The sequence below is a fragment of the Polaromonas sp. P1_F4 genome, assembly GCF_056405675.1.
In genome coordinates this window covers 21,000-43,804 of the sequence record NZ_JBFUBP010000009.1, presented here as the reverse complement: position 1 = coordinate 43,804, position 22,805 = coordinate 21,000, and the positions used below count along the sequence as shown (strand labels likewise).

Genomic DNA, 22,805 nt, shown 5'->3' with positions numbered 1-22,805 from the left:
TCATGAAATCAAAAGCCATTGTGTGTGCCATTGCCGCAGCGTCGCTGGGCTTTGCCTCGCTCTCGTTTGCGCAAGGCTACGACGGGCGCGGCCAGCGCGGTGAGTCGCCTCGTGTTGAGCAGCGCGGGTCTGTCGGCCCCGGTTATCACCCTGTGGATCGCCGCGCAGATGACCATCGGTTCGACCATCGTGACGACCGCCGTTACGTCCGCAACGACCGCAACGACCGCCACTTCGACGGGCATGGCCGTCAGTTCTACCGCGGCGGCCACATCCCGCGCGAGTACCGCGGCCGGCAGTATGTGGTGCGCGACTGGCGCGGCCACCACCTTCATGCGCCGCCGCGCGGCCAGCAGTGGGTACAGGTGGGTGCTGACTATGCGCTCATCGCCATTGCCACCGGTGTCATCGCGCAACTGGTGCTGAACTGAACTTTCGATGCGGCGCCGGGAAATCCATACCCGGCGCGCTCCCACTATGCCGCCATCGCCGCAGGAGTTTTGTAAATCAAGCGATCGCGGATATCAACCAGCGTCCGGACTTGTGCACCCCCCGCATCAAAGTTACCCGGCGAAAGCCAGCTGTCGAAGGCCTTCTTCAAGAGCGGCCATTCAACGTCGATGATGGAAAACCAGGCGGTGTCGCGCGTCCTGTTCTTGTAGACGAGGAGCTGCCGGAAAACGCCTTCGAAGCTGAAGCCGAGCCTGGCGGCCGCGCTGCGTGACGGCGCGTTGAGGCTGTCGCATTTCCACTCGTAGCGGCGGTAGCCGAGCGTTTCGAAGACCAGCTTCATCAGCAGGTACTGGGCTTCGGTGGAGGCACGGCTGCGCTGCAGCAGCGGCGAGAAGACGACGTGCCCTACCTCAATGACGCCGTTGGCGGTGTCCATGCGCATCAGCGACAGCGTCCCGACCGCGCGCTGGGTGCCGGCGTCCACGACCGTGTAATGCAAAGGGTCGGCGCTGGCTGCGTTGCGTTCGAGATAGGCATCGAAATCGCTGCGCGCGGTAAATGGCTCGGGGGCCAGGTAGGTCCAGGCCCGGCCATCGGGAGCGGCGGCGTAGGCGGCGAACAGGTCGTCGCCATGGCGCCTGGCGTCCAGCGGCTCGAGACGGCAATACCGGCCCTCGAGTGTGATGCGCGGCGGCCTTTGCCTTGCTGTCCAGCCCTGCATGGGTTCGCCAATGGGTTGCCCGTAGGCGTTTGTGCGTGTGGTCATCGATGCTCCTGTGAGTTTGAGGCACTAGGTTAAGATCTTTGTGGCTCTTCATAAAGTGCCACAATATGGTTATTTCGTGGTGCCACGATCTGCGACCGAACTCTTCGCCATTCAACGACCCTTGCGCGATGCCCTCCACCCAGCCCGCTAATAAGTCCGCTTCAACGCATTCCGCCCAACAGGATTTCCTGGAAGCCCCGCTCGACAGGTCCGACGCCGAGCCTTTGCAGCGCCAGCTTTACCGCAGGCTCAAGGAGGCCATCCTCAAGGGCCAGCTGGCTGCGGGCAGCCGCCTGCCCGGCTCGCGCGCATTGGCGCAAACCCTGTTGGTCTCGCGCAATACCGTGGCGATTGCCTACGAACACCTTGTTTCGGAGGGCTATGTCCGAGCCGACCGGCAGGGAAGCACCGTGGCGGCTGTGTTGCGCCCGGCCACGCAGCAGGCGCAGCCCGAGGCCACCGCGCCATCCCGTGTGGCACTGCGCCTGTCCCGCATCCGCTCGGGCCCCGCACGGCTCGACACCAGCACCGCCCTGCGGCCCGGCGTGCCGGCCCTTTCCCACTTTCCGCTGGCTGTCTGGCGCAGCACGCTGGACCGCGCAGTGCGCGAGGCCTTGCCGGCGGCGCTGCATTACGGCGACCCTTTCGGTCAGGCTGAACTGCGCACTGCCATTGCGCGCCACCTGGCAATCACGCGCGGTGTGCATTGCGAGCCGGCGCAGGTCATCGTGACGGAAGGGGCGCAGGAGGCGCTCATGCTGTGTGTGCGCTTGCTGACCAACCCGGGCGACACGGCCTGGGTGGAAGACCCGGGCTACCGGGGCGCCAAGGCAGCGATGCATGCGGGTGACCTGCGCATCGTGCCCAAACGCATGGACGACGAGGGCCTGCACGTCGGCGCGGCGGATTGGCGCTCACGCACACCACGGCTTATTTACACCACGCCTTCGCACCAGTACCCGATTGGCGTGGTGATGTCGGTGGCACGCCGCCTGGCCCTGATGTCTGCCGCGCGCAGGCACGGCGCCTGGATCATTGAAGACGACTACGACAGCGAATTCCGGCATACCGGCGAACCCATAGGCGCCATGCAGGGCCTGGTGGCCGATGCGCCTGTGCTCTACGTCGGCACGTTTTCCAAAACCATGTTTCCCTCGTTGCGCCTGGGTTTCGTGGTCATGCCAAAGCCACTGCTGGCTTCAGCGCAGGACGCCTTGCGCGAGATGCTTCGCGGCGGCCATAGCCATGAGCAACTTGCCATGGCCGGCTTTATCGAATCCGGGCAGTTTGTGCGGCACCTGGGGCGAATGCGACGGCTGTACCGTGAGCGCCAGCATGCCTTGCGGGAAGCATTGACGCGGCACCTGCGCGTTCCGCACGTCATTGAAGGCGGGCAGGGCGGCCTTCACCTGGCTGTCAGGTTGCCGCCGGACTTCGCGGATGCTCGCATTGCGGATGCTGCCCGGCGGTACGGGATGGCGCCCATGCCGCTTTCTTCGTTCGCCATGGCGCCGGCGCCTGAAGACAACGGCCTCGTGCTGGGTTACGGCAACACCGCGACGGAGCTGCTGGACCCTCTCGTCAAACGCCTGTCGCAGCTGGTGCTGACGGCAGGAGGCTGAGCCCGGCGCACAATGGCACCATGAAAACACCCAAGAGGCTGCAGTCGCTGCTCGAAGAAGGCCTGATCGATACCGTGGTACGGCAACTGATGAGCGGCAAGGAGGCCATGGTGTACGTGGTGCGCTGCGGCGACGAAACACGCTGCGCCAAGGTCTACAAAGACGCTACCGAGCGCAGCTTTCGCCAGGCGGTGGACTACACCGAGAACCGCAAGGTCAAGAACACCCGGCAGGCGCGCGCCATGGCCAAGGGCACGCGCTTCGGCCGGCAGGCGACCGAAGCGGCCTGGCAAAGCGCCGAGGTCGATGCGTTGTACCGGCTCGCTGCAGCCGGCGTGCGTGTGCCCAGGCCGCATAACTTTTGCGATGGCGTGCTGCTGATGGAGCTGGTGACCGACGAGCACGGTGACGCCGCCCCGCGCCTGAACGACGTCGATTTCACGCCCGAAGATGCCCGCCAGCACCACGCCACGCTGCTCACGGAAGTGGTGCGCATGCTGTGCGCGGGCGTCGTGCACGGCGATTTGTCGGAATTCAACATCCTGCTGGGCGTGACGGACGGCCAGCCCGGCCCGGTCATCATCGACCTGCCGCAGGCGGTGGACGCCGCCGGCAACAACCACGCGGGCCGCATGCTGCTGCGCGACGTGGCGAACCTGCGCGGTTTTTTCGGCCGCTTCGCGCCGGAGCTGCTGCAAACCGACTACGGCAGCGAGATCTGGGACCTGTACCAGCGCGGCGTGCTGCAGCCGGAGACGGTGCTGACGGGCCGCTTTGCCCACAAGACCGGGCCGGTCAACCTTGGCGCCGTGATAGGCGAGATTGACGATGCCCGGGCTGAAGATGCAGCACGGCGGTTGCGCATGCAGCAAGCCCGTTAGGCGCGTCTTTTTGCGAGGCGCTAGTGCGCCGGTGCAGCGGCAGCGCGCTTGCCACCCAGCGTCACGCGCGCCGTGGCATACGCCAGCAAGGCGCATCCGGCGATGCCGGCCACCATGGGGCGGGCGCTACCGTCCACAAAAAGGCCCACCACCGCCATCACCACCGCGCCGGTGACAAACTGCAAGGTGCCCATGAGGGCCGAGGCCGTGCCGGCAATGGCGCCGTGTTCTTCCAGTGCCAGTACGGCGGTGGTTGGCACCACCAGGCCTAAAAAGCCATAACCGACCAGCATCAGCGCAATCATCACGTCCAGCCGTTCGATGCCTGCGAAGTTGAGTACCAGCAGCAAAGCCATCACGGCGGCATAACCCGTCACGGCCACTTTCACGATGGGCACAAGCCCGAAACGCGCAGCCAGCTTGCCGGTGAACTGCGAAACTCCGATGAAGGAGGCTGCGTTAACGGCAAAGGCGATGCTGTACTGGCGCGGTGTCAGGCCATAGTGGTTGATCAGCACAAAGGACGAGTTGGCAAGGTAGGCAAAAAAGCTCGAGATGCCGAAGGCGCCGATGAACACGAGGCCCATGAAATGGCGGTCGCGCAGCAGCACGCCGTAGGCGGTCAATGCGCTGCCAAAGCTGCTGTCCACGCGTTGTTCGGCAGGCCGCGTTTCCGGCAGAGTGAAGGCCACCAGCACCAACCCTGCAGCGGCGGCCACGGTGACGGCCCAGAACACGCTGCGCCAGCCGAAGGCCTCAATGAGGAAGCTGCCGGCCAGCGGCGCCAGGATGGGCGAGACGCTGAAGACCAGCATCAGCAGGGACATGAGGCGCGCGGCGTCGTGGCCGGTATGCAGGTCCCGCACCACCGCGCGCGGCACCACCATGCCGGCGCAGGCGCCCAGGCCCTGGATGAAGCGCAGCACCACCAGCGTCTGGATGTCAGGCGCCAGTGCGCAGCCGATGCTGCCCGCGGCAAACAGCAGCAGGCCGAAGTACAGCGGCGGCTTGCGGCCCACCATGTCGGAGACCGGGCCGTAAATGATTTGCCCAATGCCGAGGGAGATGAAAAACGCCATCAGGCTGGCTTGCACCGCGCCCATGGAGGCGCCCAGGCTGTGCCCGATGGAGGGCAGCGCGGGAAGGTACATGTCGATGGCGAAAGGGCCGATGGCGGACAGCAAACCCAGCACCAGGGCTGCCCGGAAGAAACTTTTTGTCATGAATGAAATGAAGTCAAGCCGCTTTGTGTATCGGTAACAAGGAAGAGGGCCTTGCACCAAACGGCACTGTTAAAACCGCCATTGAAAACGCACCAGGGCGGGGCGCAATGGCGGCAAAGAAATTACCGGTGACTTATTGTCGCTGACCTCGCTGTCTCTTGCTTGCACTGCGGCAGTAACCTGTCAGGCCTGACAGGGGCCGAAATGTAAGCGGGACACTGTGTTGATTCAAACTGTAATGAAGCCGCAATACGGGGTTTAACCTGAGGTCTTTGGACGAACAGGAGCGCACCCCGATGCATAGACGTGAATTTTCACAGGCCGCCGTGGCGGCGGGCGCGGTGGCCGCCTTTGGGCCTTTCATGACGGCCCGGCTTGCCCAGGCCGCAGCGCCTCTTGCCGCGGCTGGCTCGCCAGCGATGGGGACCAATCTTTCCGGCATGGAATGGGCAAAAACCGGCTTGCGGCGCAACACGAGTTCTGCAACCAACATCCATTTCACAGTGCCGCGCAAGGCCGACGTGGATTATCTTGCCGCCTGTGGCTTCACCAAAAACAGGCTGCCCATTCAATGGGAACTGCTGCAGCCCATGCTGCATGACACGGTGGCCAACGCTGCGGCCAAAGCGGCGATCGGCAATCCGGGTGTTTTCCACGCTGCGTATGAAGCCTATATCACCGGTGTGCTGGACGCCCATGCGGCGGCGGGCATGAAGTGCATCATCGACAACCATAACTACGGGCGCTACCAGGATTTCAAATTCCAGGCCGACGGATCCGTACTTGGACTGACGGTGCCGTCCGACCCGCTGCTGCGGCCCTACACCACCGATGCAAGCCAGGTGCAGGTAAGGATTTTTTCGTTGACCGCAGGCGCCACGCTCAAGCAGTCCCAGTTTGCGGATTTCTGGGCGCGTGCCGCCACGAAGTGGAAGAGCCACCCTGGCTTTGGCGGCTATGGCCTCATGAACGAACCGCACGACCTGCCCAAGCCGGGTGGCCTTATCGCCTCGGATGAAGAAACCGTGAAGGGCGGTGAAGACCTGGCGATCATGGCGGCGTATTCGCAGGCTGCCATCAATGCGATCCGGGCCATAGATCCCGTCAACCCCATTTATGTGGGCGGCAACCAGTACAGCGCGGCCATATCGCTGGGCACCAAGAACCCGGGCTTCCCGGTCACAGGCGCCAACCTTGTGTATGAAGTACACGTCTACCTTGATGCCTTCGGCAACGGTGCCTCTTTCGATTACGACACGGAAGTCGCCAAGAACTACAGCGCGGGTTTTGGTGTTGGCCCCATCAAGGCTTCCACGGGCATGGACCGCCTGAAGATTGCGGCCGACTGGGTACAGGCCCGGGGTGCGAAGCTGGCGCTCACCGAGATCGGCATGCCGATTGACGACCTGCGGTGGCAAACCATGTTTGCCCAGGCCGTCAACTATGCGCGCCAGGTCAACTGCGAGGTCTATAGCTGGATGGGCGGCAACCACTGGCCCATCCACAACTACGCCATCAACCATGTGCCGGGCTGGCACCAGAACCGCACGCTCGAGCCGCTGGTCTCGGGGCCGATGAAGGCTGCGGTGGGGATTGTGCAGGCCACCGTGTACGACGACGGTCCTGGCTATTCACCCGCCGGTGCACCGCTGACGTTTACGGTGTATGCCCGCGGCAATCTGGCGCAACCCGTGACGCTGACGGTGGCTTCCAACAATGGCGGTGCGTTGAGCAAGTCCAGCCTTGTCATTCCTGCGGGGGCCAACGGCCAGGACACCTTTACCTTCACGCCGGCAGCCAATCGGGTGGCTACGCTGACCTATACCAGCGGCGGCCAGCTGTCGGGCCAGGTGCCGCCGCCGCGCAAGGTGTTCTCGCTGACCGATCCGGTGGCCTACGCTGCCACCAGCCTGGCCGATGCCGCGCTGGCCATCATCGCGAAATACAACGCCTGCAAATGGGACATGGCAAATGGCTACACCGACTACCTGCTGGGTGCGCCCGCCGCGGCCGGGCAGGCGGTGCGCGCGGTGTCGGATTCGGGTTACGGCTCCAGCCCCGGCAATGCCATGGAGATGATCAACTGGATCAACAGGGACGGCCCCAACATGGGCACGATGGCGCCGCCGGTGATGCGCGTCAACGCTGGCGGCAAAAAGTATTCGGACCACAGTGTTTACGACACGGCGGGCTTCTGGTGCAAAAAATCAGTGCCAATGGCCGGCATCCAGCCCAATCCGAAAAACCGCGTGCCCTACAACATTGAAGATCCCCATTTCGCCATTGCCGCGGTAAGTGTTCCGGGGCCCACCAATACCGGCGTGGTTTTCCAGGCCTCAAAGACCGAGACGCTCTACACCTCGGACCTGGGTTTTACCAACAGCCAGCCGTATGCCAAATGGGTGGACTCAGCGGGGCAGACCGTGCAGCTGACCAGCGCCACGAAACTCACTGCGGGTGTGCCTGCCGTGATGGCGCTCACCTCTGCACCCGGTGCGCAGAGGCTGCGTATCAATTCGGTGCAGGCGGGCACCGCCAGTGCCACGCTGGCGCCGGGTGTGTGCAGCCAGATGCTGATCGGCTGGGGTTATCTCAGCTACTACCCGCGCGGCAGTTTCAGGGGACACATTTACGCCGTCATCGCGGGCAAGGGCGCCCCCACCGTGGCCGAGCTGGCCGTGCTGGAAAAATACCTGGCCTCCGTGGCCGGCGTCACGCTGGCATAGGCCGGCGGTGAAGTATTGCCGGCGCTATTCGACCTTGGCGCCCGATGCCTTCACGACCTCGGCCATGCGCTTGTAGTCCACTGCCAGCAGTTTGGCAAAGTCGGCGTTGCTCAACGCCAGGGGTTCGATACCCTGCTTGTCCAGGCGCTCAAGGATGACGAGGTCCTTGAGCAGTTTGGCGATGGCCGCGTTGACACGGTTGACGTCGGCTGCAGGTGTACCGGCAGGGCCCAGCAGGCCAAACCATGAATCAAACTGGTAGCCCGGCAAGCCGCTTTCGGCAATGGTGGGGACTTCGGGCAGGTATCTGGAACGCTTGGGTGAGGTCACGCCGATCAACCGGATGCGGCTGTCTTTGGCGAAGGCCAGCGCCCCAATGCTGGCGGCAATCACAGCCTGTGCGCGGCCAGAGATCACTTCATTGATGGCTTCGCCCGTGGCTTTGAGCGGCACATGCACCACGTCGATGCCGGCCAGGCCGTTGAAATACGCCATGGAAAGATGTGTGGCGCTGCCAACGCCGGCTGTCGCGTAATTCATCTTGCCCGGGTTGGCTTTAGCGTAGCGGATGTATTCGGCCGCGGTTTTGGCGGGCACCTCGGGGTGGATCATCAGCACGTAGTCGGCGGTGCCGATATGCGCCATGGGCGTGAAGTCTTTTTGCGGGTCGTAGGCGAGTTTGGTGTAGAGCGTGCCGGCGATGTTGTGGCTGGCGGCCGCCAACACCATCGCACCGCTGTCGGGCGGGGACTTGGCGACATAACCCGTGCCCACGGTGCCGCCCGCGCCGGGCCGGTTTTCCACAATCACGGTTTGGCCCAATGCCAGGCCGAGCTCGGTCGACAGGGACCGGGCCAGGATGTCCTGCACGCCGCCCGGTGCAAAAGGCACCACGATGCGCGCGATTTTGGGGTTGGCCTGCGCCAGTGCGCTGCCTGCGGTGAGTGCCAGGCCGGTGCCCAGGAAATCTCTGCGTTGCATCATGTGTTCTTTCGGGTGAGGTAGGGGGGGCAGGGGTCAGTTCACGACGGATTGACGCAGAGCTCGTCGGCCAGGCGGCGCATGAAGCGCTCGCACCAGGCCAGTTGCTCCAGCGTGACCCATTCGTTCGGCTGGTGTGCCTGCGCGATGTGGCCGGGGCCGCACACGATGGTCGGCACACCGGCCTGATGGAACAATGCAGCTTCCGTGCCAAAAGAGACCTTGCCTGCACCGGAGCTTGCGCCCACGTCTGCGCACTTGAAGCACAGCTGCGCGATCTCGCTGTCGGCATCGGTGGCGAAACCGGGCAGCACCGAGTTGAGCTTGTGCGTGATGCCGGTGTCGGCCGCCACCTCCTGCATGGCCGGCACCAGGCTGTCGGCAAATGCCTTGGCTTCGTTGAACAGCGCATCGGGTGAATTCATGTGGTGGTGGCGAATCTCCCAGGTCACGTCGCAGTCGCGCGGAATGATGTTGAGCGCGGTGCCGCCGGCAATCACCCCGGTGTGGATGGTGGTGTAGGGCACGTCGTAAACCGGATCGAAGGGGCCTTCCTTCACCAGCCTGCGGTGTATGGTCTTGAGGTGGGCCACAAATTCGCAGGCGATTTCTACCGCGTTCACGCCTAGCGGCGTGAGCGATGAATGCGCCTCAAAGCCGCGCACCGAAGTCTTGTAGGCATGCTTGCCCTTGTGCGCAATCACCACCTGCATGCCGGTGGGCTCACCCACGATGCAGCCGGCGGGCTTGTAGCCTTGGTTCACCATGTCGGCAATCAGGCGGCGCACGCCGATGCAGCCGACTTCCTCGTCGTAGCTGAAGGCCAGGTGAACCGGGCGCTTGAGTTTGCGCTTGAGCAGTTCGGGCACCATCATGAGCGCGGTGGCGCCATAGCTTTTCATGTCGGTCACGCCGCGGCCATACAGCTTGCCGCCAATGATTTGCGCTGCGAACGGGTCAGTGTCCCAGGGCTGGCCGTCCACCGGCACCACGTCGGTATGGCCCGACAGCACGATGCCGCCCACCTTGGTTTCGCCGTTTTCCGCGGGCAGGGTGGCCCACAGGTTGGCTTTCTTGCCGCTGTCGTCATAAGTGCGCCGGCATTCAATGCCCAGTGCCTCAAGCCGCGCCTGCGTCCAGTCAAGAAGCGGCAGGTTGCTGTCGCGCGAGACGGAGGCGAAGGATACCCATTTTTCAATGAGTGGCAGGGCGGCGAGGTCGGCGGCCTGCACGGACTGGCGGGTGGCGACGGGGAGAGGGGCATTCATGACGGGGCCTTTTGCGGGAGGGCGGAAATTGGTATGACAGCATACTATTTTGCGAAGGCCTTCGCCGTCCTTAAAGGCCATTGGCGGGCTGCGCGCGGTCCGGCCGCAATCCGGCGAGAATGCAGGGCGCCGCGTGCAGGGCGCGGCAGGCTATCTCCATTCCTTTACCGAAAGCATTTCATGACCAGCAGCATCTACACCACGTCCATCCCCGTTTTCAAGCAGATGCTGGGTGGCCTCAAGGGCGTCCTGGCCAAAGCCGAAGCCCACGCTTCCGCCAAAAACATCGACCCGAATGCCCTGCTGCAGGCTCGCCTCTTCCCCGACATGTTTCCCTTGCTGCGCCAGGTGCAAGTGGCCAGCGATTTCGCCAAGAGCGTGTCGGCCCGGCTGGCAGGCGTGGAAGTGCCGAAGATCGAAGACAAGGAAACGACGTTTGCCGAACTGCAGGCGCGTATTGACACCATCCTCGCCTTCGTCGAAGGCCTGGACGTGGCGAAATTTGACGATGCCGCCACGCGGGAGATCGTCACGCAAGCCGGCACGCCCAAGGAAAAGCGCTTTACCGGCCAGTCCTATTTGCTGAATTACGGCCTGCCGCATTTCTTTTTTCACACCACCACGGCGTACGCCATCCTGCGCCATAACGGCGTGGAAGTCGGCAAAAAAGATTACATCGGCTCGTATTGAGCCCATCGCCCGCACCCGGGATGGGTGCCTGCTGCCTGGCCCTGGTGGCGCCTGGTGGTGCGCCTAGTGCGCCGGGCTTTGTGCCAGCGAGGGCGCTCCGGGCGCAGCCGGTTCTACGGGCGCGCGTGGCGCGTAGCCGCTGCGCGGCCGGGTGGGGCTTTGCATCCAGATGGTCGGGTCGGGCATTTCCTGATGGGGGCAGCTGTCGCCGCCGTCAAGCTGCCAGGAAATGCCGTGGAGCCAGTCACTGGCGCGCGGCTCAAAACGCATGATGTCCGCCATCAACACTTTCTGGAAAGCCGCCGCGTAGGTCAGCAGGCGCAGGTCCCACTGCTTCATGATGATGCGCAGGTACATGCCTTCGCCGCGTGTGGGGTTGGCGGTCACCAACATCTGGCAGTCCAGCCAGTTTGACGGAATGCCCGCTCGCCGGGCGGTGTCCCGCAACAGCACCTGAATGAGCTGCTGCCGCACGCCAATGGTGGAGTGTTCGTCGCCGGGGACAGAGACTTCCGATTCGGGGTGGGTGGCGCTTGAGGCCGTTTTTGGCTGGCTTTTCAGTCCAAAGAGCTGTTGAAGTTTCATGAGGTGCCCGCATCGCGTTGTGGCGCCAGCTGTCTGACAAGAGGTATTTTTGCGCTCTGTCTTTGGCTAACACCGCGTGTTACAAAGTGTTAACAATGTCGACGACTGGCGTCCGCAAGTCAAGCGGAGGGCTCTTTAAAAGCGGAATTTTTTCATGAAAACGCGGCCAAAATGATGTGCTTCGTGAGTATTCAACGTGGACGCTACAGGCGAGAACTGGCCGCGGCTGGGATTTTCAATCGAAGACGCTGGCAGCGCCGGGAGGGCTGCACTGGATTTGCACTCGGCAAACGGCAATTCCCGCTAAATGTTTCTTTATGTAACCAATTGATGATTTAGGCCGGGGAAAGAAGTGCGGCGGCATGACGGGAATCCAGCCTGGCGCGATGCCTGCACAACTGGACTTCAGCGACTTGAAAGCGGGGCCTGCATCTGGCCCATCTGGAATGCGCCCCGGCCTGCGCGGCCATTGAGCAAGCGTTGAGGGGGCGGCTGCCGTTCTTACGGGAAATGAGCCTGCAGGCCAGTCAGGACGAGCGCAAGCCGCTATTAAATCGATAGCGATGCAGCTGCCTTGCGCAGGTGCTTGTGGTTTAGCGGCGCGCGGTTGAACAGATGCCCGCGTTACTTTCCGCCATTTCCGCCACCGTTGCCGCCGCCATTACCACCCCCATGGCCGCCTCCATTGCCTCCGCCCTGGCCGCCATTGCCGTTGTTGCCGCTTTTACCGGACTCTTTTCCGGCGCCCAGGCCTTTGCTGGAGGCGTGGGCCGTGGCGACATTGCTGGCATGGACGGCATGGACACTCTCATTGGCTTTCTTGCCACTTTTGGAGGTATGCGAAGCGCTCACGACGGCGCCCAGTTTCACGCCCATGCTGTTGGCAATCTGGCCCCAGCCAATACCGTCGGCCTTCTGGGACAGCAACCCGCCCAGTGTGGCTGAGAGCTGTGAAGGCGTAGGGTTGGTAATGCCTTGTTTGGCCAGTGAAGTCTTGGCCAGCGCCAGCGCGATGTTGATGTTGCCGTAACCCATTTTTCCGGTGGCCGGCGAAAGGCTTGCCGCCGGCGCGGTGGCGTTGGGTCCGGTCGGGCTGGGGCTCAGCGAAATCGGTGTGCCCGTGCGCAGCCCCTCGACCAGTGACTCGGCGTTTTGGGGTGAGCCGGCAAATGCGCTGTAGCGGCTCGCCAGCCTTGCGCCTTCCGGATTCCCGGCCGTGGTGCTCACACCGGCGTCTGTTGTTTGTGCGGCGATGACAACACCGCCGGCCAGAAACATGGCAGTGGCCGTTGCGGCGATGGTGATGGTTTTTTTGATCAGCATGGGTGCCTCGCTTTCTGAATCAACCTGAAGCAGGCCGGACCGCGACATGCGGTGCGGCCTTTTTTTATCTTAAAGGCCGTGCGGCACCGCTCGGCCGTCTTCCGGCGCCGTCCTACGGCCAGGCCCGCCAAAAATGAAGCCGCAGCGCTAGGCGCGCACAAAATAGATGAACGTGGTGCCCGGGAAAATATGCCGGTAGACAGGCCGGGCAATGACCCTCGCCAGGTTTTTAGGCTGAAGCAGGCCCGAGGCGCTGTTGTACAGCCTGTAGAGCTTGGGGCGCAGCGGTTTCAGGCCAAACTCTTTCCCGAAGGCGACCAGCGACTCGTGGCTGAAAGCGTTGATATGCTCGAGCGGGGCAATGGGCATCTGGTCGTCGGGCGACAGCGCGCCGAAATTTTTTCCCTGGCCGATTTTTTTCAGCGCGGCGGCCGCATTGGGAACGCTGATCTTGATGACCCCGTCGCCTGACAGGGCGTCGCGCAGTTTTTCAAGCACCAGCCTGGGCTCCGTCAGGTGTTCAAAAACCTGCTCCGTATTGATGAACCTGAACCTCCGGGCCGGCAGGTCGGCCAGGCCGACGACCCGCAGCCCCACGGATTTTCCGTGACGGGCGCGCTCTTCAGAAAGCTCCACACCCCACACATTGCAGCCAAATCCCATGGCCATCTTCGACCAGTGCGCCCAGCCAAAGCCGAAGTCAAGCGCGTCCAGTTCACCAGGCGGGAGCCCGAAGTATTGAATGATGAACTGGACCTGCTCGGCCAGGTAACGGTATTCGTCCAGGCTGTAATTTCTGTGCTCGCGGTCCAGCTCGGTGCCGGGAACCCAGTCGTTGTAGATCTCGCCCAGCAAGGGGTCGTCGGGCACCTGTTGCTGAAAGACCAGGCTGCAACTGTTGCAGCGTGCCAGCGCATAAACGCCTGCGTCGGCAGTCCTTGACGCGTGGCCTTCATAGTGCCTTGCAAGATAGGCCTGAACGCCCGCGCCGGCGTACGGTTCCTCGTAAATTACGTTGAGGGACGCCGACATGCAGCCCGGACACTGTGTCCTGATTTTGAGCGCCGCTTCGCGTGGCTGCGTCGCACCCTGACGCTGCTGTGCATAGCGTGGTGCCTGCAGGTTTTCCCTGCGCGACGGCGAAGCCGTATCCCCCGGCAGGCACGGGAATTCAAGTGAGGTGGCGGGCATGTTCATGGGTAGAGTCCGGAATGCCGCAAACGCAGCAGTACCAAACACCTTAGCCGCCAGCGTGCAGGAGCGGGTAACCCTCTGTAAACCACGTATCGGTGCTCTTTGCCGCATACGCGCCCGGTTGGCGTAGCGTTTCAATGCGGGCCACGGCAATGATGTCTGTCCCCGGGACGGCTCCCGCCTCTGGGAAAACCGTTATCAGCAGGCGCCGCGGACTGGCGTACTACGCCATACGGCCCTTGTTTTCGACCACCACGCATCCGGTGATGCGCCACGCTTTGTTGCTTTGCCGTTCGAGGCTGTAAACCGCCAGCCACGAAACACCGTTGGCATCGGCCATTTGCACCCGCTGGATCACCTGGTCGTTCTTGCCGTCGGGTTTCAGAAAGGCGACCGATGCCGGGCGGTACACCACCGGGTAATCGCGGCGCACCATCGCCATGAATCCCTGGGGTGTTCCAACGGCCTTCTGCACATTGGGTGCCGCAAAAGAAAACGCCTTGGCCGCGTCATCCTTTGCGAAGGCCGCCAGCTGGGCCTGCACCACGGTGCGCACCGTCTTCTCGTCGGCCGAGGTAAAGGGCGCTGCATTCGCCGGCACCGCCGCGCACACCAGCAACAGCGCCGCGCTGCCGGCGGCGAGCAGCCGGGCCATGCGGTTCAGCACACAGTTCAAATGGATCAGGCGAGCAGTCATAGGGCTAATCTTTCCTGGATTCGATGGCCACAGTGGCTCAAGGTGATGAAGGTACGCAAGCGGCGCGCCAACGGATGCCATCCCTCAAACCAGCCGGCCGTGCGCCAGCACCACGACGCCGCCGCTGACCAGCATCTCACCGGCCGCATTGACCTCTACCGTGATGCGGCTGGGGCGCCCGGCAAAACGCCCTTGCTTCAGCGTGATGACCTCATCCACCTTCGCCGCGCCGTGGCGCAGCAGGTAGGCGCCTGCCGGCCCGGCGGCGCTTCCGGTGGCAATGTCTTCCACCAGCCCGGCGTTGTCCCAAGTGCGGCCTTCGCGCGCCGACACGTCCAGCACATAGGCGAATTTGGCGCCCACGGTGGCCAGCAGCACCTCAAAATCAGGGTGCACAATTTTTGCGCGCTCCAGGCCGCCGACCACGGGCACCAGCAGATAGGGCAGGCCGGTGGACACCACCTGCAGCGGAAAACGCACATCCAGCTGTGCCGGGCCCAGCCCGAACGCCGCGAGAAACGGCAGGCTGTCCGCATGGCTGAGGGCTGCCTCGAAGCGGGCCACGCCCTGGTTCATGCAGGCGTCGTAAGTGCCCGGTGTGCCTTCTTTGCGTGTGCTGCTGATGGCAACTGCCCGTGTGCCCAGCATCAGCGTCCAGCCGGCAGAAGGGTGATGCCCCGCATGCAGGTGATGCAGCAAACCTGCTGCGCCCAGCAGGGGGTGGCCGGCGAAGTCAAGCTCTTCTTCCATCGTGAAAATGCGCGCTTCGAAGCGGTTTCCGGGGCCGTCAGGCGTGAGGAAAATGCTCTCGAACTGCCGCATTTCGATGGTCAGGCGTTGCATCTGGCGCGCCGGCAAGGGGCTTTCAGGCAGAAACACCGACAGGCCGTTGCCGGCCAGCGCCTCGTGGGTAAACACGTCCACCTGGTAGTACTGCAGCCCCGACAAGGGCGGCATGGTTGTCATCACTGTCATGTGGCAATTCTCCTGCGGGGAATTATCGCGGTGCAGGTCATTGCGGCGGCATCCCGGCATGCGGGTTGCCGTTTCTCCGTTTCTGCTCAGGCGATCCGGCGGCCTTGCACCGCCAGGGTGCCGGCGCGGTTTAAATTCCGAGCAGCTTCTTCGCGCTGCCCAGCGCTTTCATGGAGTCGTCGTGCTTGCCTTCCTTGTGAAACTTTTCGCCATCGGCGCGAAGCTCTTTCACTTTGGTCATATCGGCGGGCGAGAGCTTGGGGTTGGTGGAGAGCTTGGCGTCGATCGCCTTCATCTCGTTGGGACAGTTATGGGCAAAAGCCAGGGACGAAGTGGCCAGGGCGACGGCGGCAATGATGAGCTTCATGTGAATCTCCAACCTGCGTCAGAAAATGCTGACGCCAGATGCTAGCAAAGCCTCTGCTGTGGCACAAGCCGCAGTGACACTAGCTTGTCTGGCCGATTTGCAGCTTGGTGGCGTCGATGAACTGGTATTCCGGGATGTCCAGGTTGGTCGGTGCCGGTACGTTCTTCACTACGCGGCCGGCGAGGTCAAACCGCGAGCCGTGGCAGGGGCAAAAAAATCCACCGGGCGCGTGAAGCTCGGCATTCAGCGCGCTGTCGTCCAGGCGCAGGGTCGGTGAGCAGCCCAGGTGCGTGCACACCCCCACCGCCACCAGGATTTCCGGGCGCTCGGAGCGGGTCGCGTTGGCACACGATTTCGGTTGCTCGGATCGCCTGGACTGCGGGTCTGCCAATACCGGATTGGGCTGTTGCAGCGCGCGCACCATCTCCTCGCTGCGGCGCATCAGCCAGACCGGTTTTCCGCGCCAGGCGACGGTGCGCAGCTCGCCTGTCGCCAGTGTGGAAATATCGACAAGCACCGGGCCGCCCTGGGCGCGCGCCACTTCAGAGGGTGCAAGGCTGGCCGCGAAGGGATAGGCCGCAGCCAACAGGCCGGCGCCGGCGGCGATGCCGGTTGCGGCCACCAGCAGGCCTCGCCGCTCGGCGTCCGGCAGGGTCCCGTTGTCTATCGCGTGGATCAGTTCGGTGACGCTACGCATGATCTGGCTTGAAACGTTAAATTGAGGCAGGCCCGGTGTGCTTACGGCCCGGTTTTATCGGCGGCCGTGCCCCAGAGGAACACCTCTTTGGAGGGTTTGCCTGCCTTCACGTCAACCTTCCTGCGCTGGGTCTGGCCGGCGAGCGTCGCCTCCACGGCATAACTGCCCGGTGCCAGCCGGGCCAGCAGGAAGGGGCCTTCCGACGTGGCCTGAAGCACTTCATTTCCCCGGGCATCGAGCACCCGCACCTTCACGTCGGCCGCGAAGTCGGCACGCTGCTTGTCCTTGATGGCAAATTCGAGTGTCAGCGGCCACTGCCCGCTGGCATTTCGGATCGCTGCGGATTCGTCGGCGCCGATGCCGCCGCTCAGGTATTCAACCGGGCCGCTGGTGCGCACCGGCGGCAAAGGGGCGCTTGCCTGGGCCAGCGCGCCACCCGCCATCAGCGCACCGAGGACGGCCGAGGCAGCCTTGTGGGTCAGGGTTTTCATTTCAGCATGCTCCTTCTGCAACGATGGGCAGCAAGTCGGCGCAGTGTGCTGCCTGGCACTGTTTTCATGCGGCCTGCCGATATGCGAAGGCCTGGCCAGCTACCTTGTCATCACACCGTAGCAGGCTTTGTGCGCCAGGTGTTCAGCGCTGCCGGAAACCATTGTTCGCGGGTCAGCTTAGGCCGGTCTTAAAATCCCCGCTGGCATGCTTTGCAGCTTCAAGCCCGCAGCATTCAATCGTCATCTGTTCCTTCAACCACCTGGACCCGTCACCCCATGCCCCTCGAAGTCATTGAAGCCCAGACGGGCGACAAGCCCGTCGCCACCGTTCTCATCATGCACGGCCTCGGGGCCGACGGCCGGGACTTCCTGCCGATTGCAGAGCAGATGGACCTGTCCAGCGTGGGCGATGTGCGTTTCCTGTTTCCGAGCGCACCCAGCATTCCGGTCACCATCAACGGCGGCTACGTCATGCCGGCCTGGTACGACCTGCTGGGCGCCGACCTGGTGAGCCGGCAGGACGAGGCCGGGCTGCGCAAGTCGCAGGGCGACATCGAGGCCTTGATTGCCCGGGAAAAGTCGCGCGGCATCCCTGCCAGCCGCATCGTGGTGGCGGGCTTTTCGCAGGGCTGTGCCATGGCGCTCATGACGGGCCTGCGTCACGGCGAACGGCTGGCTGGCATTGCGGGCCTGTCGGGTTACCTGCCGCTGGCCGACAAGACGGCCGCCGAGCGCAGCGCCGCCAACCAGGATGTACCCATTTTTCTGGCGCATGGCACGCGCGACGGCGTGGTGGTGCTGCCGCGCGCCACCGCCACGCGCGATGCGCTCAGCGCCATGGGCTACGCGGTCGAGTGGCACGAGTACATGATGGAGCACTCGGTTTGCCCCCAGGAAATCACCGACCTGGAACAATGGTTGTGCCGGGTTCTGGCCTGACGGTATTTTAAGGAAAAACGGCTGTGGCCCTTACAAAACGGGCGCAAACAGCTATTAAAAGCATAGCGATCCGGACAAGGCCAGGACGTTGTTCAGGCCGCCGCGGTTTTCGTCGTGGCCGCCCGTGCCATCCGCCGCACGCGCCACAGCAGGAAAAACGCGATGCTGAAGTTCAGCAGGTTCCACGCGATGCCGTTGAGGAATGCGGCATGGTAGGAACCGGTGAGGTCAAACACCTTGCCTGACATCCAGCCGCCCAGCGCCATGCCCAGCAAGGATGCCATGATCACCGTGCCCACGCGCGCGCCGGCTTCGGCGGGCTCGAAGTATTCGCGCACGATGATGGCGTAAGCCGGTACGAGGCCGCCCTGGAACAGGCCGAACAGCGCGGCGATGACGTAAAGCGATACCAGCCCGTCAAAGGGCAAAAACAGCAGCAGCGCGATGCCTTGCAGCACCGAGCCCAGCATCAGCGTGCGCAGCCCGCCTATGCGGTCGCAGATGGCGCCCGACACCAGCCGGCTCACCACACCGCAGGCCAGCATCAGCGACAGCATTTCAGCGCCGCGCGCCGCGCCATAGCCCAGGTCGGTGCAGTACGACACGATGTGCACCTGCGGCATGGCCATGGCCACGCAGCAGGCCACGCTGGCCACGCACAGCAGCATTTGCGCCGAGCCCGGCGTCAGGCCGAAAGGCATGCTGCTGGTGGTGGCGGCGATGCCGCTGTTGCCAACCGCGGACGCTACGGCCACTGGCGGGCGCTTGCGCATCAAAAGGGCCAGCGCCGTCATGGTGACGAAACTGAAAAGGCCGAGCCACAGATAGGTCTGGCGCCAGCCCACGGCCTCGACAAAATGCTGAACGATGGGTGGCCAGATCGCGCCGCCCAGATAGTTGCCGCTGGCGCACACCGCCACGGCAAAACCGCGGCGCCGTACAAACCAGAGCGAGGTGTCGGCCAGCAGCGGCGCAAAGGTGGCGGCAGAGCCGAGAAAGCCGATCAGCAGGCCGTGGGCCAGCGAGAACATCCAGATGTTGCCGGCCATGGCGGCCAGGGCAAAACCCAGGCCCAGCCCCACTGCGCCAATCAGCAACGGAACCATCACGCCGAAGCGGTCGGCCAGCCGCCCCATTAGAACGCCGCCAACGCCGAAGCCGATCATGAGCGCGGTATAGGGCAGGGAGGCATCGGCCCGCGTCACACTGAATTCAGCCTGCACTGCGGGCAGCACCACGGCCACCACATACATGCCGCAGGCGCCGACGGTCATCAGCGCCAGCGTGACCATGAGCCGCATTACGGCGTAGCGTGAGTCGATGAGGAGGGAGGAATCTTGCGCGGCGGTTGCGGGGCTTGGGGGCGTGACGGGAGGGCTCATCAGGCAAGCGTACACCAGCAGCTGCCCCACTGCGCTGCTGATGGCCCGGCCGGGCCTGGTGCGTTACAGCGGGGAAGGGCGCGTGGCTTCGTAACCGACGGCGGAGTTGCTGTCGCTTGGCTGGCCCAGTTCCTGGTCGCGGATGCGAAAGAGCCGCTCCAGGTCTTTCATGGCGTCTGCGTCAGCAGCGGAGACCGGGGCCGGCCGTGCCACCGGTGCTGCGGGCTGGGCCGGCAGGCTGGCGGCCACAACGGGGGCGGCTGGCACGGGCGCCGCAGAGGCTGTTGCCGCAGCGGGAAGAGGGGCCAGGGAAGCCAGGGGCGCGCTGCGTGGCGGGCGAACCGATGCGCCGGCAGGTGGCCGGACGGGATCGGCCCAATACGACTTGTCGGGCATGGTCGGGTTGGGGCAGGTTTCTGCCACTTCCAGTTGCCAGGAAATGCCGTGCAGCCATTTGGCCGCCCCGGGTTCAAAGCGCGTGATTTCTTCCATCAGGGCGTTCTGGAAGGCGAAGGCGTACTTCAGCAGACGGTCGTCCCAATGCCGCACAACGAGGCGTACATACATGCCAGGGCCGCGGCTGCGGCTGGACACCAGCAGCATCTGGCAATCGATCCAGGGCAAGGGAATACCGTATTTACGCATGGCATCGCGCAGCAGCACCTGCACCAGGTGGCGGCGCGTGGCGTTGTCCGAGCCGTCTTCAATGGTGAGCGGGTTGTCCCGGCTGGACGCGCCTGTGCGTTTGGGCGACGCTGCGGGGGTTGAACCGCCGAAAAGGCTGGCTAGCAGTTTTTTCATTTTTTGATCAAGCTCTACGCTGCCTCGGGCTAAAAGACCGCAAAACCGTTTAGTTTGGCGGAAATTGAAGGGTAAAACAGCCGTGTTACGGAATGTTTTTTATCGTCGTCCAGCTTGTCTGACAAGTCAAGGGAGTTCTGCACCTTGGAGCACCGGCGTCGCTCACTTTCCACATCCCGGCCACCAAACTGCGGATTTCTGCCCGGAAAGTGCGGTGTATGGCCCAAATCCGGCCGGCCTGCACAGACCCCGCGCCAGACCCCACCCGGGCTGTGCTGGCAAGCCCGGATGCGCCAGCGCAAAGCGCCGTGCTGTGATAACTTCCACGCCAATTCAAGATTCTGGGGGAATGACGATATGACCAAGTTGCAGGCGCCTGCGGGCGCGCTACAGGACCGCCTGAAAGCGCTCACCCCGGCCCGGCTCAAGGGCATGCGCCGCGGTATCGAGAAGGAAAGCCTGCGCGCCAAACCCGGCGGCGGCCTGGCCCTCACACCGCATCCCGCGGCCCTGGGCTCGGCCCTCACGCATCCGGGCATCACCACGGACTTCAGCGAATCGCAGGTTGAGCTGGTCACCGGCGCCCACCCCAGCCCTGAAGCCACGCTGCAGGAACTGACGGAGCTGCACCAGTTCACTTACCGCACCATGAAAGAGCTGGGCGACGAAATGCTCTGGGTGTCCAGCATGCCCTGCGGCCTGCCGACCGACGAAACCATTCCCATCGCGCGTTTCGGTTCGTCCAATGTGGGGCGCGCCAAGAGCGTTTACCGCATGGGCCTGTCGCACCGTTACGGCCGGCGCATGCAAACCATTTCGGGCATTCACTACAACTGGTCCCTGCCCGGGGTGAGCAGCAAGGAATACTTCGCGCTGATCCGCAACTTCCGCCGCCAGGCGTTTTTGCTGCTGTACCTGTTTGGCGCTTCGCCCGCGGTGTGTTCCACGTTTGTGGAAGGGCGCCAGCACGAGCTGCAAACCCTGAGCGACAGCACCATGTACATGCCCCACGGCACTTCGCTGCGCATGGGCCGCCTGGGCTACCAGAGCGACGCGCAGGCTTCGCTTGCCGTGAGCTACAACAGCCTGGATGGTTACGGCGCTTCGCTGCAGGACGCGCTGACCCGGCCCTACCCGGCCTATGAGGCAGTGGGCATCCGCAACCCCGGCGGCGACTACAACCAGCTGGCCACCACGCTGCTGCAAATTGAAAACGAGTTTTACGGCACCATTCGCCCCAAGCGCGTGATCTTCCCCGGCGAACGGCCGCTGCATGCGCTGCGCGAGCGCGGCGTCGAATACATCGAAGTGCGGCTGATGGACCTGGACCCTTTCGAGCCCGTCGGCATCAATGCGCAAACCATGCGTTTCCTCGATGTGTTCCTGCTGCACTGCCTGCTCAGCGACAGCCCGAACGACACGCCCCAGGAAATTTCCGAGCTCAAGCACAACCAGCACCAGACGGCGGCGCGCGGGCGCGAGCCCGGCCTGAAACTCAAGCGCGGCGGTCATGAAATCACGCTGACGGCCTGGGGTGCGGAGGTGGTGGGCCAATGCGCGCCTATCGCAGCAGCGCTCGACGCCGCGCATGGCGGCTCGCAGTACAGCGACGCCCTGACATTGGCCAGCGCCGCCTTGCTGGACCCGTCCACCTTGCCTTCTGCCCGTGTGCTGGCGGCCATGGCCGCCAGCCACGACAACTCCTTCATCCGGTTCAGCCGCGCGCAATCTGAAAAGACGCAAGGCGTCCTGCAGGCCCAGCCGCTGTCGGCCGGCCAGCTGGCACACTTCGCCGCATTGACCGAGGCTTCCGTCCAGGAACAAAAGAAGATCGAAGCCTCGGACACCATGCCGTTTGAGGTGTACCGTCAGCAGTACGTGTCGGCTGAGCGCCTGGGCATGCCAGGCCGCGAAGTTGAGCACACCCCTGTTGGGGCTCACTTCGTGTAGCCCCCTCTCCCCTTGCAGGGGACGGCGCTAGTGGCCTGGCGGAGCCAGTTCCACGGCGCCTGCTGGCGGCATCGCTCACCATCGCTGGAGCCTCTATCATGCTATCAATTCAATAGCTGGTGGCGCAGGTTGGTATTGGGCTAGAGCCCGATTTTGGATTTAAAAATCGCTTCTTCGGCGTCTTCACGCCAGTACGCCACGGCTGCGTACCAGCCTTCCCACACGCAACCATTGCAGCCGCGACCGCAGCAGGTGGTGGGCTCGGGGGGAGGTGGCCGCAAGCGGATGCCCGCAGCGGCGGCGCGCTCCTGCAGGGTGCTGAAGACCGCCACGGCGGCGCTGTGGTCAGCAGGGCTTTCGGGCATGGGCCTGGTGTGGGCGCCGTGTCAGGGTTTGGCGGAGGCTGCCATGCGCCGGCGAAGGTACAGGCCGATGAATGCACAGCCCAGCACCAGTGCAAACCAGCCCACCAGGGCTGATTTGGCGACGATGCCCTGCATGCCTGGTGAGGTGATGAAGTAGGGCGACACCACCACACCCAGGCCGATCAGCACACACAGAATGCCTTTGATCATCAGCTCATTGTTGGCCTTGAGGGCTGAAGCGGCCAGGCGGCGGGCCGGGATCACGGGTTTTTGGTCAGGGGCTGCGGGCAGGGGCATGGAGGGGCTCGATAGATGGGGAAGAGGAGGGGAAGGGTTGCGGGGCGGCTGGCTGCGGCCCCGGCCTGTATTCGTGCATAGCGGCTGGCAGCGGCTGGCTCGCGGCCGCTATGTCCATACCCCCGATTGTCC

Annotated in this window: 22 protein-coding genes and 1 pseudogene; 7 read left to right on the top strand and 16 right to left on the bottom strand. The window is 63.8% G+C overall.

Features of this window, described 5'->3' with window-relative positions:
• The first annotated feature begins 2 nt into the window (after positions 1–2).
• The gene (locus AC1DYQ_RS17515) at positions 3–431 is read left to right on the top strand and encodes an RcnB family protein (protein ID WP_477687843.1); all 429 of its coding nucleotides are present in this window, start codon (positions 3–5) and stop codon (positions 429–431) included.
• An 86-nt stretch (positions 432–517) separates the two neighbouring features.
• Here AC1DYQ_RS17515 and AC1DYQ_RS17510 read toward each other — a convergent pair.
• A pseudogene (locus AC1DYQ_RS17510) lies at positions 518–1,219 on the bottom strand (GNAT family N-acetyltransferase); the annotation flags it as partial.
• A 128-nt stretch (positions 1,220–1,347) separates the two neighbouring features.
• On the opposite strand from AC1DYQ_RS17510, the gene pdxR reads away from it, so the two are divergent.
• The gene (pdxR, locus tag AC1DYQ_RS17505) at positions 1,348–2,841 is read left to right on the top strand and encodes a MocR-like pyridoxine biosynthesis transcription factor PdxR (RefSeq protein ID WP_477687842.1); all 1,494 of its coding nucleotides are present in this window, start codon (positions 1,348–1,350) and stop codon (positions 2,839–2,841) included.
• A gap of 20 nt (positions 2,842–2,861) precedes the next feature.
• A complete protein-coding gene (locus AC1DYQ_RS17500) occupies positions 2,862–3,722 on the top strand; it encodes a PA4780 family RIO1-like protein kinase (RefSeq protein WP_477687841.1) in 861 nt (286 codons plus the stop codon).
• Between the two features lie 20 nt (positions 3,723–3,742).
• On the opposite strand, the gene AC1DYQ_RS17495 is transcribed toward AC1DYQ_RS17500, so the two are convergent.
• Complete coding sequence (locus tag AC1DYQ_RS17495) at positions 3,743–4,945, bottom strand: multidrug effflux MFS transporter (RefSeq protein WP_477687840.1); 1,203 nt, start codon at positions 4,943–4,945, stop codon at positions 3,743–3,745.
• Positions 4,946–5,241: 296 nt separating this feature from the next.
• On the opposite strand from AC1DYQ_RS17495, the gene AC1DYQ_RS17490 reads away from it, so the two are divergent.
• Entirely contained in the window at positions 5,242–7,671 is a 2,430-nt protein-coding gene (locus AC1DYQ_RS17490) for a cellulase family glycosylhydrolase (protein ID WP_477687839.1), read from the top strand.
• 24 nt (positions 7,672–7,695) lie between these two features.
• Here the strand turns inward: AC1DYQ_RS17490 and AC1DYQ_RS17485 are convergent, their stop codons facing one another.
• The gene (locus AC1DYQ_RS17485; RefSeq protein WP_477687838.1) at positions 7,696–8,655 is read right to left on the bottom strand and encodes a tripartite tricarboxylate transporter substrate binding protein; all 960 of its coding nucleotides are present in this window, start codon (positions 8,653–8,655) and stop codon (positions 7,696–7,698) included.
• Between the two features lie 38 nt (positions 8,656–8,693).
• Positions 8,694–9,920, bottom strand: a complete 1,227-nt coding sequence (gene argE, locus AC1DYQ_RS17480) for an acetylornithine deacetylase (RefSeq protein WP_477687837.1) — start codon at positions 9,918–9,920, stop codon at positions 8,694–8,696.
• Positions 9,921–10,100: 180 nt separating this feature from the next.
• Between argE and AC1DYQ_RS17475 the strand changes: the two genes are divergently transcribed.
• On the top strand, positions 10,101–10,610 hold the full coding sequence (locus AC1DYQ_RS17475) for a DUF1993 domain-containing protein (protein WP_477687836.1): 510 nt from the start codon (positions 10,101–10,103) through the stop codon (positions 10,608–10,610).
• Positions 10,611–10,673: 63 nt separating this feature from the next.
• On the opposite strand, the gene AC1DYQ_RS17470 is transcribed toward AC1DYQ_RS17475, so the two are convergent.
• From AC1DYQ_RS17470 to AC1DYQ_RS17435, 8 genes are all read right to left on the bottom strand, one after another.
• Complete coding sequence (locus tag AC1DYQ_RS17470; RefSeq protein ID WP_477687835.1) at positions 10,674–11,195, bottom strand: hypothetical protein; 522 nt, start codon at positions 11,193–11,195, stop codon at positions 10,674–10,676.
• A 624-nt stretch (positions 11,196–11,819) separates the two neighbouring features.
• Positions 11,820–12,518 (bottom strand): hypothetical protein, encoded by a 699-nt coding sequence (locus AC1DYQ_RS17465; RefSeq protein ID WP_477687834.1) that lies wholly within the window; start codon positions 12,516–12,518, stop codon positions 11,820–11,822.
• 147 nt (positions 12,519–12,665) lie between these two features.
• Complete coding sequence (locus tag AC1DYQ_RS17460) at positions 12,666–13,715, bottom strand: class I SAM-dependent methyltransferase (protein WP_477687833.1); 1,050 nt, start codon at positions 13,713–13,715, stop codon at positions 12,666–12,668.
• 220 nt (positions 13,716–13,935) lie between these two features.
• Entirely contained in the window at positions 13,936–14,409 is a 474-nt protein-coding gene (locus AC1DYQ_RS17455; protein WP_477687832.1) for a DUF4864 domain-containing protein, read from the bottom strand.
• A gap of 84 nt (positions 14,410–14,493) precedes the next feature.
• Positions 14,494–15,384 carry a PhzF family phenazine biosynthesis protein gene (locus tag AC1DYQ_RS17450; RefSeq protein ID WP_477687831.1) on the bottom strand — a complete coding sequence of 297 codons (891 nt, stop codon included), beginning with the start codon at positions 15,382–15,384 and terminating at the stop codon, positions 14,494–14,496.
• A 130-nt stretch (positions 15,385–15,514) separates the two neighbouring features.
• On the bottom strand, positions 15,515–15,751 hold the full coding sequence (locus AC1DYQ_RS17445) for a hypothetical protein (protein ID WP_477671501.1): 237 nt from the start codon (positions 15,749–15,751) through the stop codon (positions 15,515–15,517).
• Positions 15,752–15,830: 79 nt separating this feature from the next.
• On the bottom strand, positions 15,831–16,448 hold the full coding sequence (petA, locus tag AC1DYQ_RS17440) for a ubiquinol-cytochrome c reductase iron-sulfur subunit (protein WP_477687830.1): 618 nt from the start codon (positions 16,446–16,448) through the stop codon (positions 15,831–15,833).
• 41 nt (positions 16,449–16,489) lie between these two features.
• Positions 16,490–16,939 carry a peptidase associated/transthyretin-like domain-containing protein gene (locus AC1DYQ_RS17435; protein WP_477687829.1) on the bottom strand — a complete coding sequence of 150 codons (450 nt, stop codon included), beginning with the start codon at positions 16,937–16,939 and terminating at the stop codon, positions 16,490–16,492.
• A 276-nt stretch (positions 16,940–17,215) separates the two neighbouring features.
• Here AC1DYQ_RS17435 and AC1DYQ_RS17430 point away from each other — a divergent pair, with 276 nt between their 5' ends.
• A complete protein-coding gene (locus AC1DYQ_RS17430; RefSeq protein WP_477687828.1) occupies positions 17,216–17,878 on the top strand; it encodes an alpha/beta hydrolase in 663 nt (220 codons plus the stop codon).
• Positions 17,879–17,970: 92 nt separating this feature from the next.
• On the opposite strand, the gene AC1DYQ_RS17425 is transcribed toward AC1DYQ_RS17430, so the two are convergent.
• Together AC1DYQ_RS17425 and AC1DYQ_RS17420 are read right to left on the bottom strand one after the other, a co-directional pair.
• Positions 17,971–19,260: an MFS transporter gene (locus AC1DYQ_RS17425; RefSeq protein WP_477687827.1), complete on the bottom strand. Its 1,290-nt coding sequence runs from the start codon at positions 19,258–19,260 to the stop codon at positions 17,971–17,973.
• 63 nt (positions 19,261–19,323) lie between these two features.
• Complete coding sequence (locus tag AC1DYQ_RS17420; RefSeq protein ID WP_477687826.1) at positions 19,324–20,061, bottom strand: hypothetical protein; 738 nt, start codon at positions 20,059–20,061, stop codon at positions 19,324–19,326.
• A gap of 357 nt (positions 20,062–20,418) precedes the next feature.
• Here AC1DYQ_RS17420 and gshA point away from each other — a divergent pair, with 357 nt between their 5' ends.
• Positions 20,419–22,011 carry a glutamate--cysteine ligase gene (gene gshA / locus AC1DYQ_RS17415; protein WP_477687825.1) on the top strand — a complete coding sequence of 531 codons (1,593 nt, stop codon included), beginning with the start codon at positions 20,419–20,421 and terminating at the stop codon, positions 22,009–22,011.
• A gap of 140 nt (positions 22,012–22,151) precedes the next feature.
• Here gshA and AC1DYQ_RS17410 read toward each other — a convergent pair whose 3' ends face one another.
• Both AC1DYQ_RS17410 and AC1DYQ_RS17405 read right to left on the bottom strand, forming a co-directional pair.
• On the bottom strand, positions 22,152–22,376 hold the full coding sequence (locus tag AC1DYQ_RS17410) for an oxidoreductase-like domain-containing protein (RefSeq protein ID WP_477687824.1): 225 nt from the start codon (positions 22,374–22,376) through the stop codon (positions 22,152–22,154).
• Between the two features lie 21 nt (positions 22,377–22,397).
• The gene (locus tag AC1DYQ_RS17405) at positions 22,398–22,673 is read right to left on the bottom strand and encodes a hypothetical protein (RefSeq protein ID WP_477648895.1); all 276 of its coding nucleotides are present in this window, start codon (positions 22,671–22,673) and stop codon (positions 22,398–22,400) included.
• Positions 22,674–22,805: the final 132 nt, after the last annotated feature.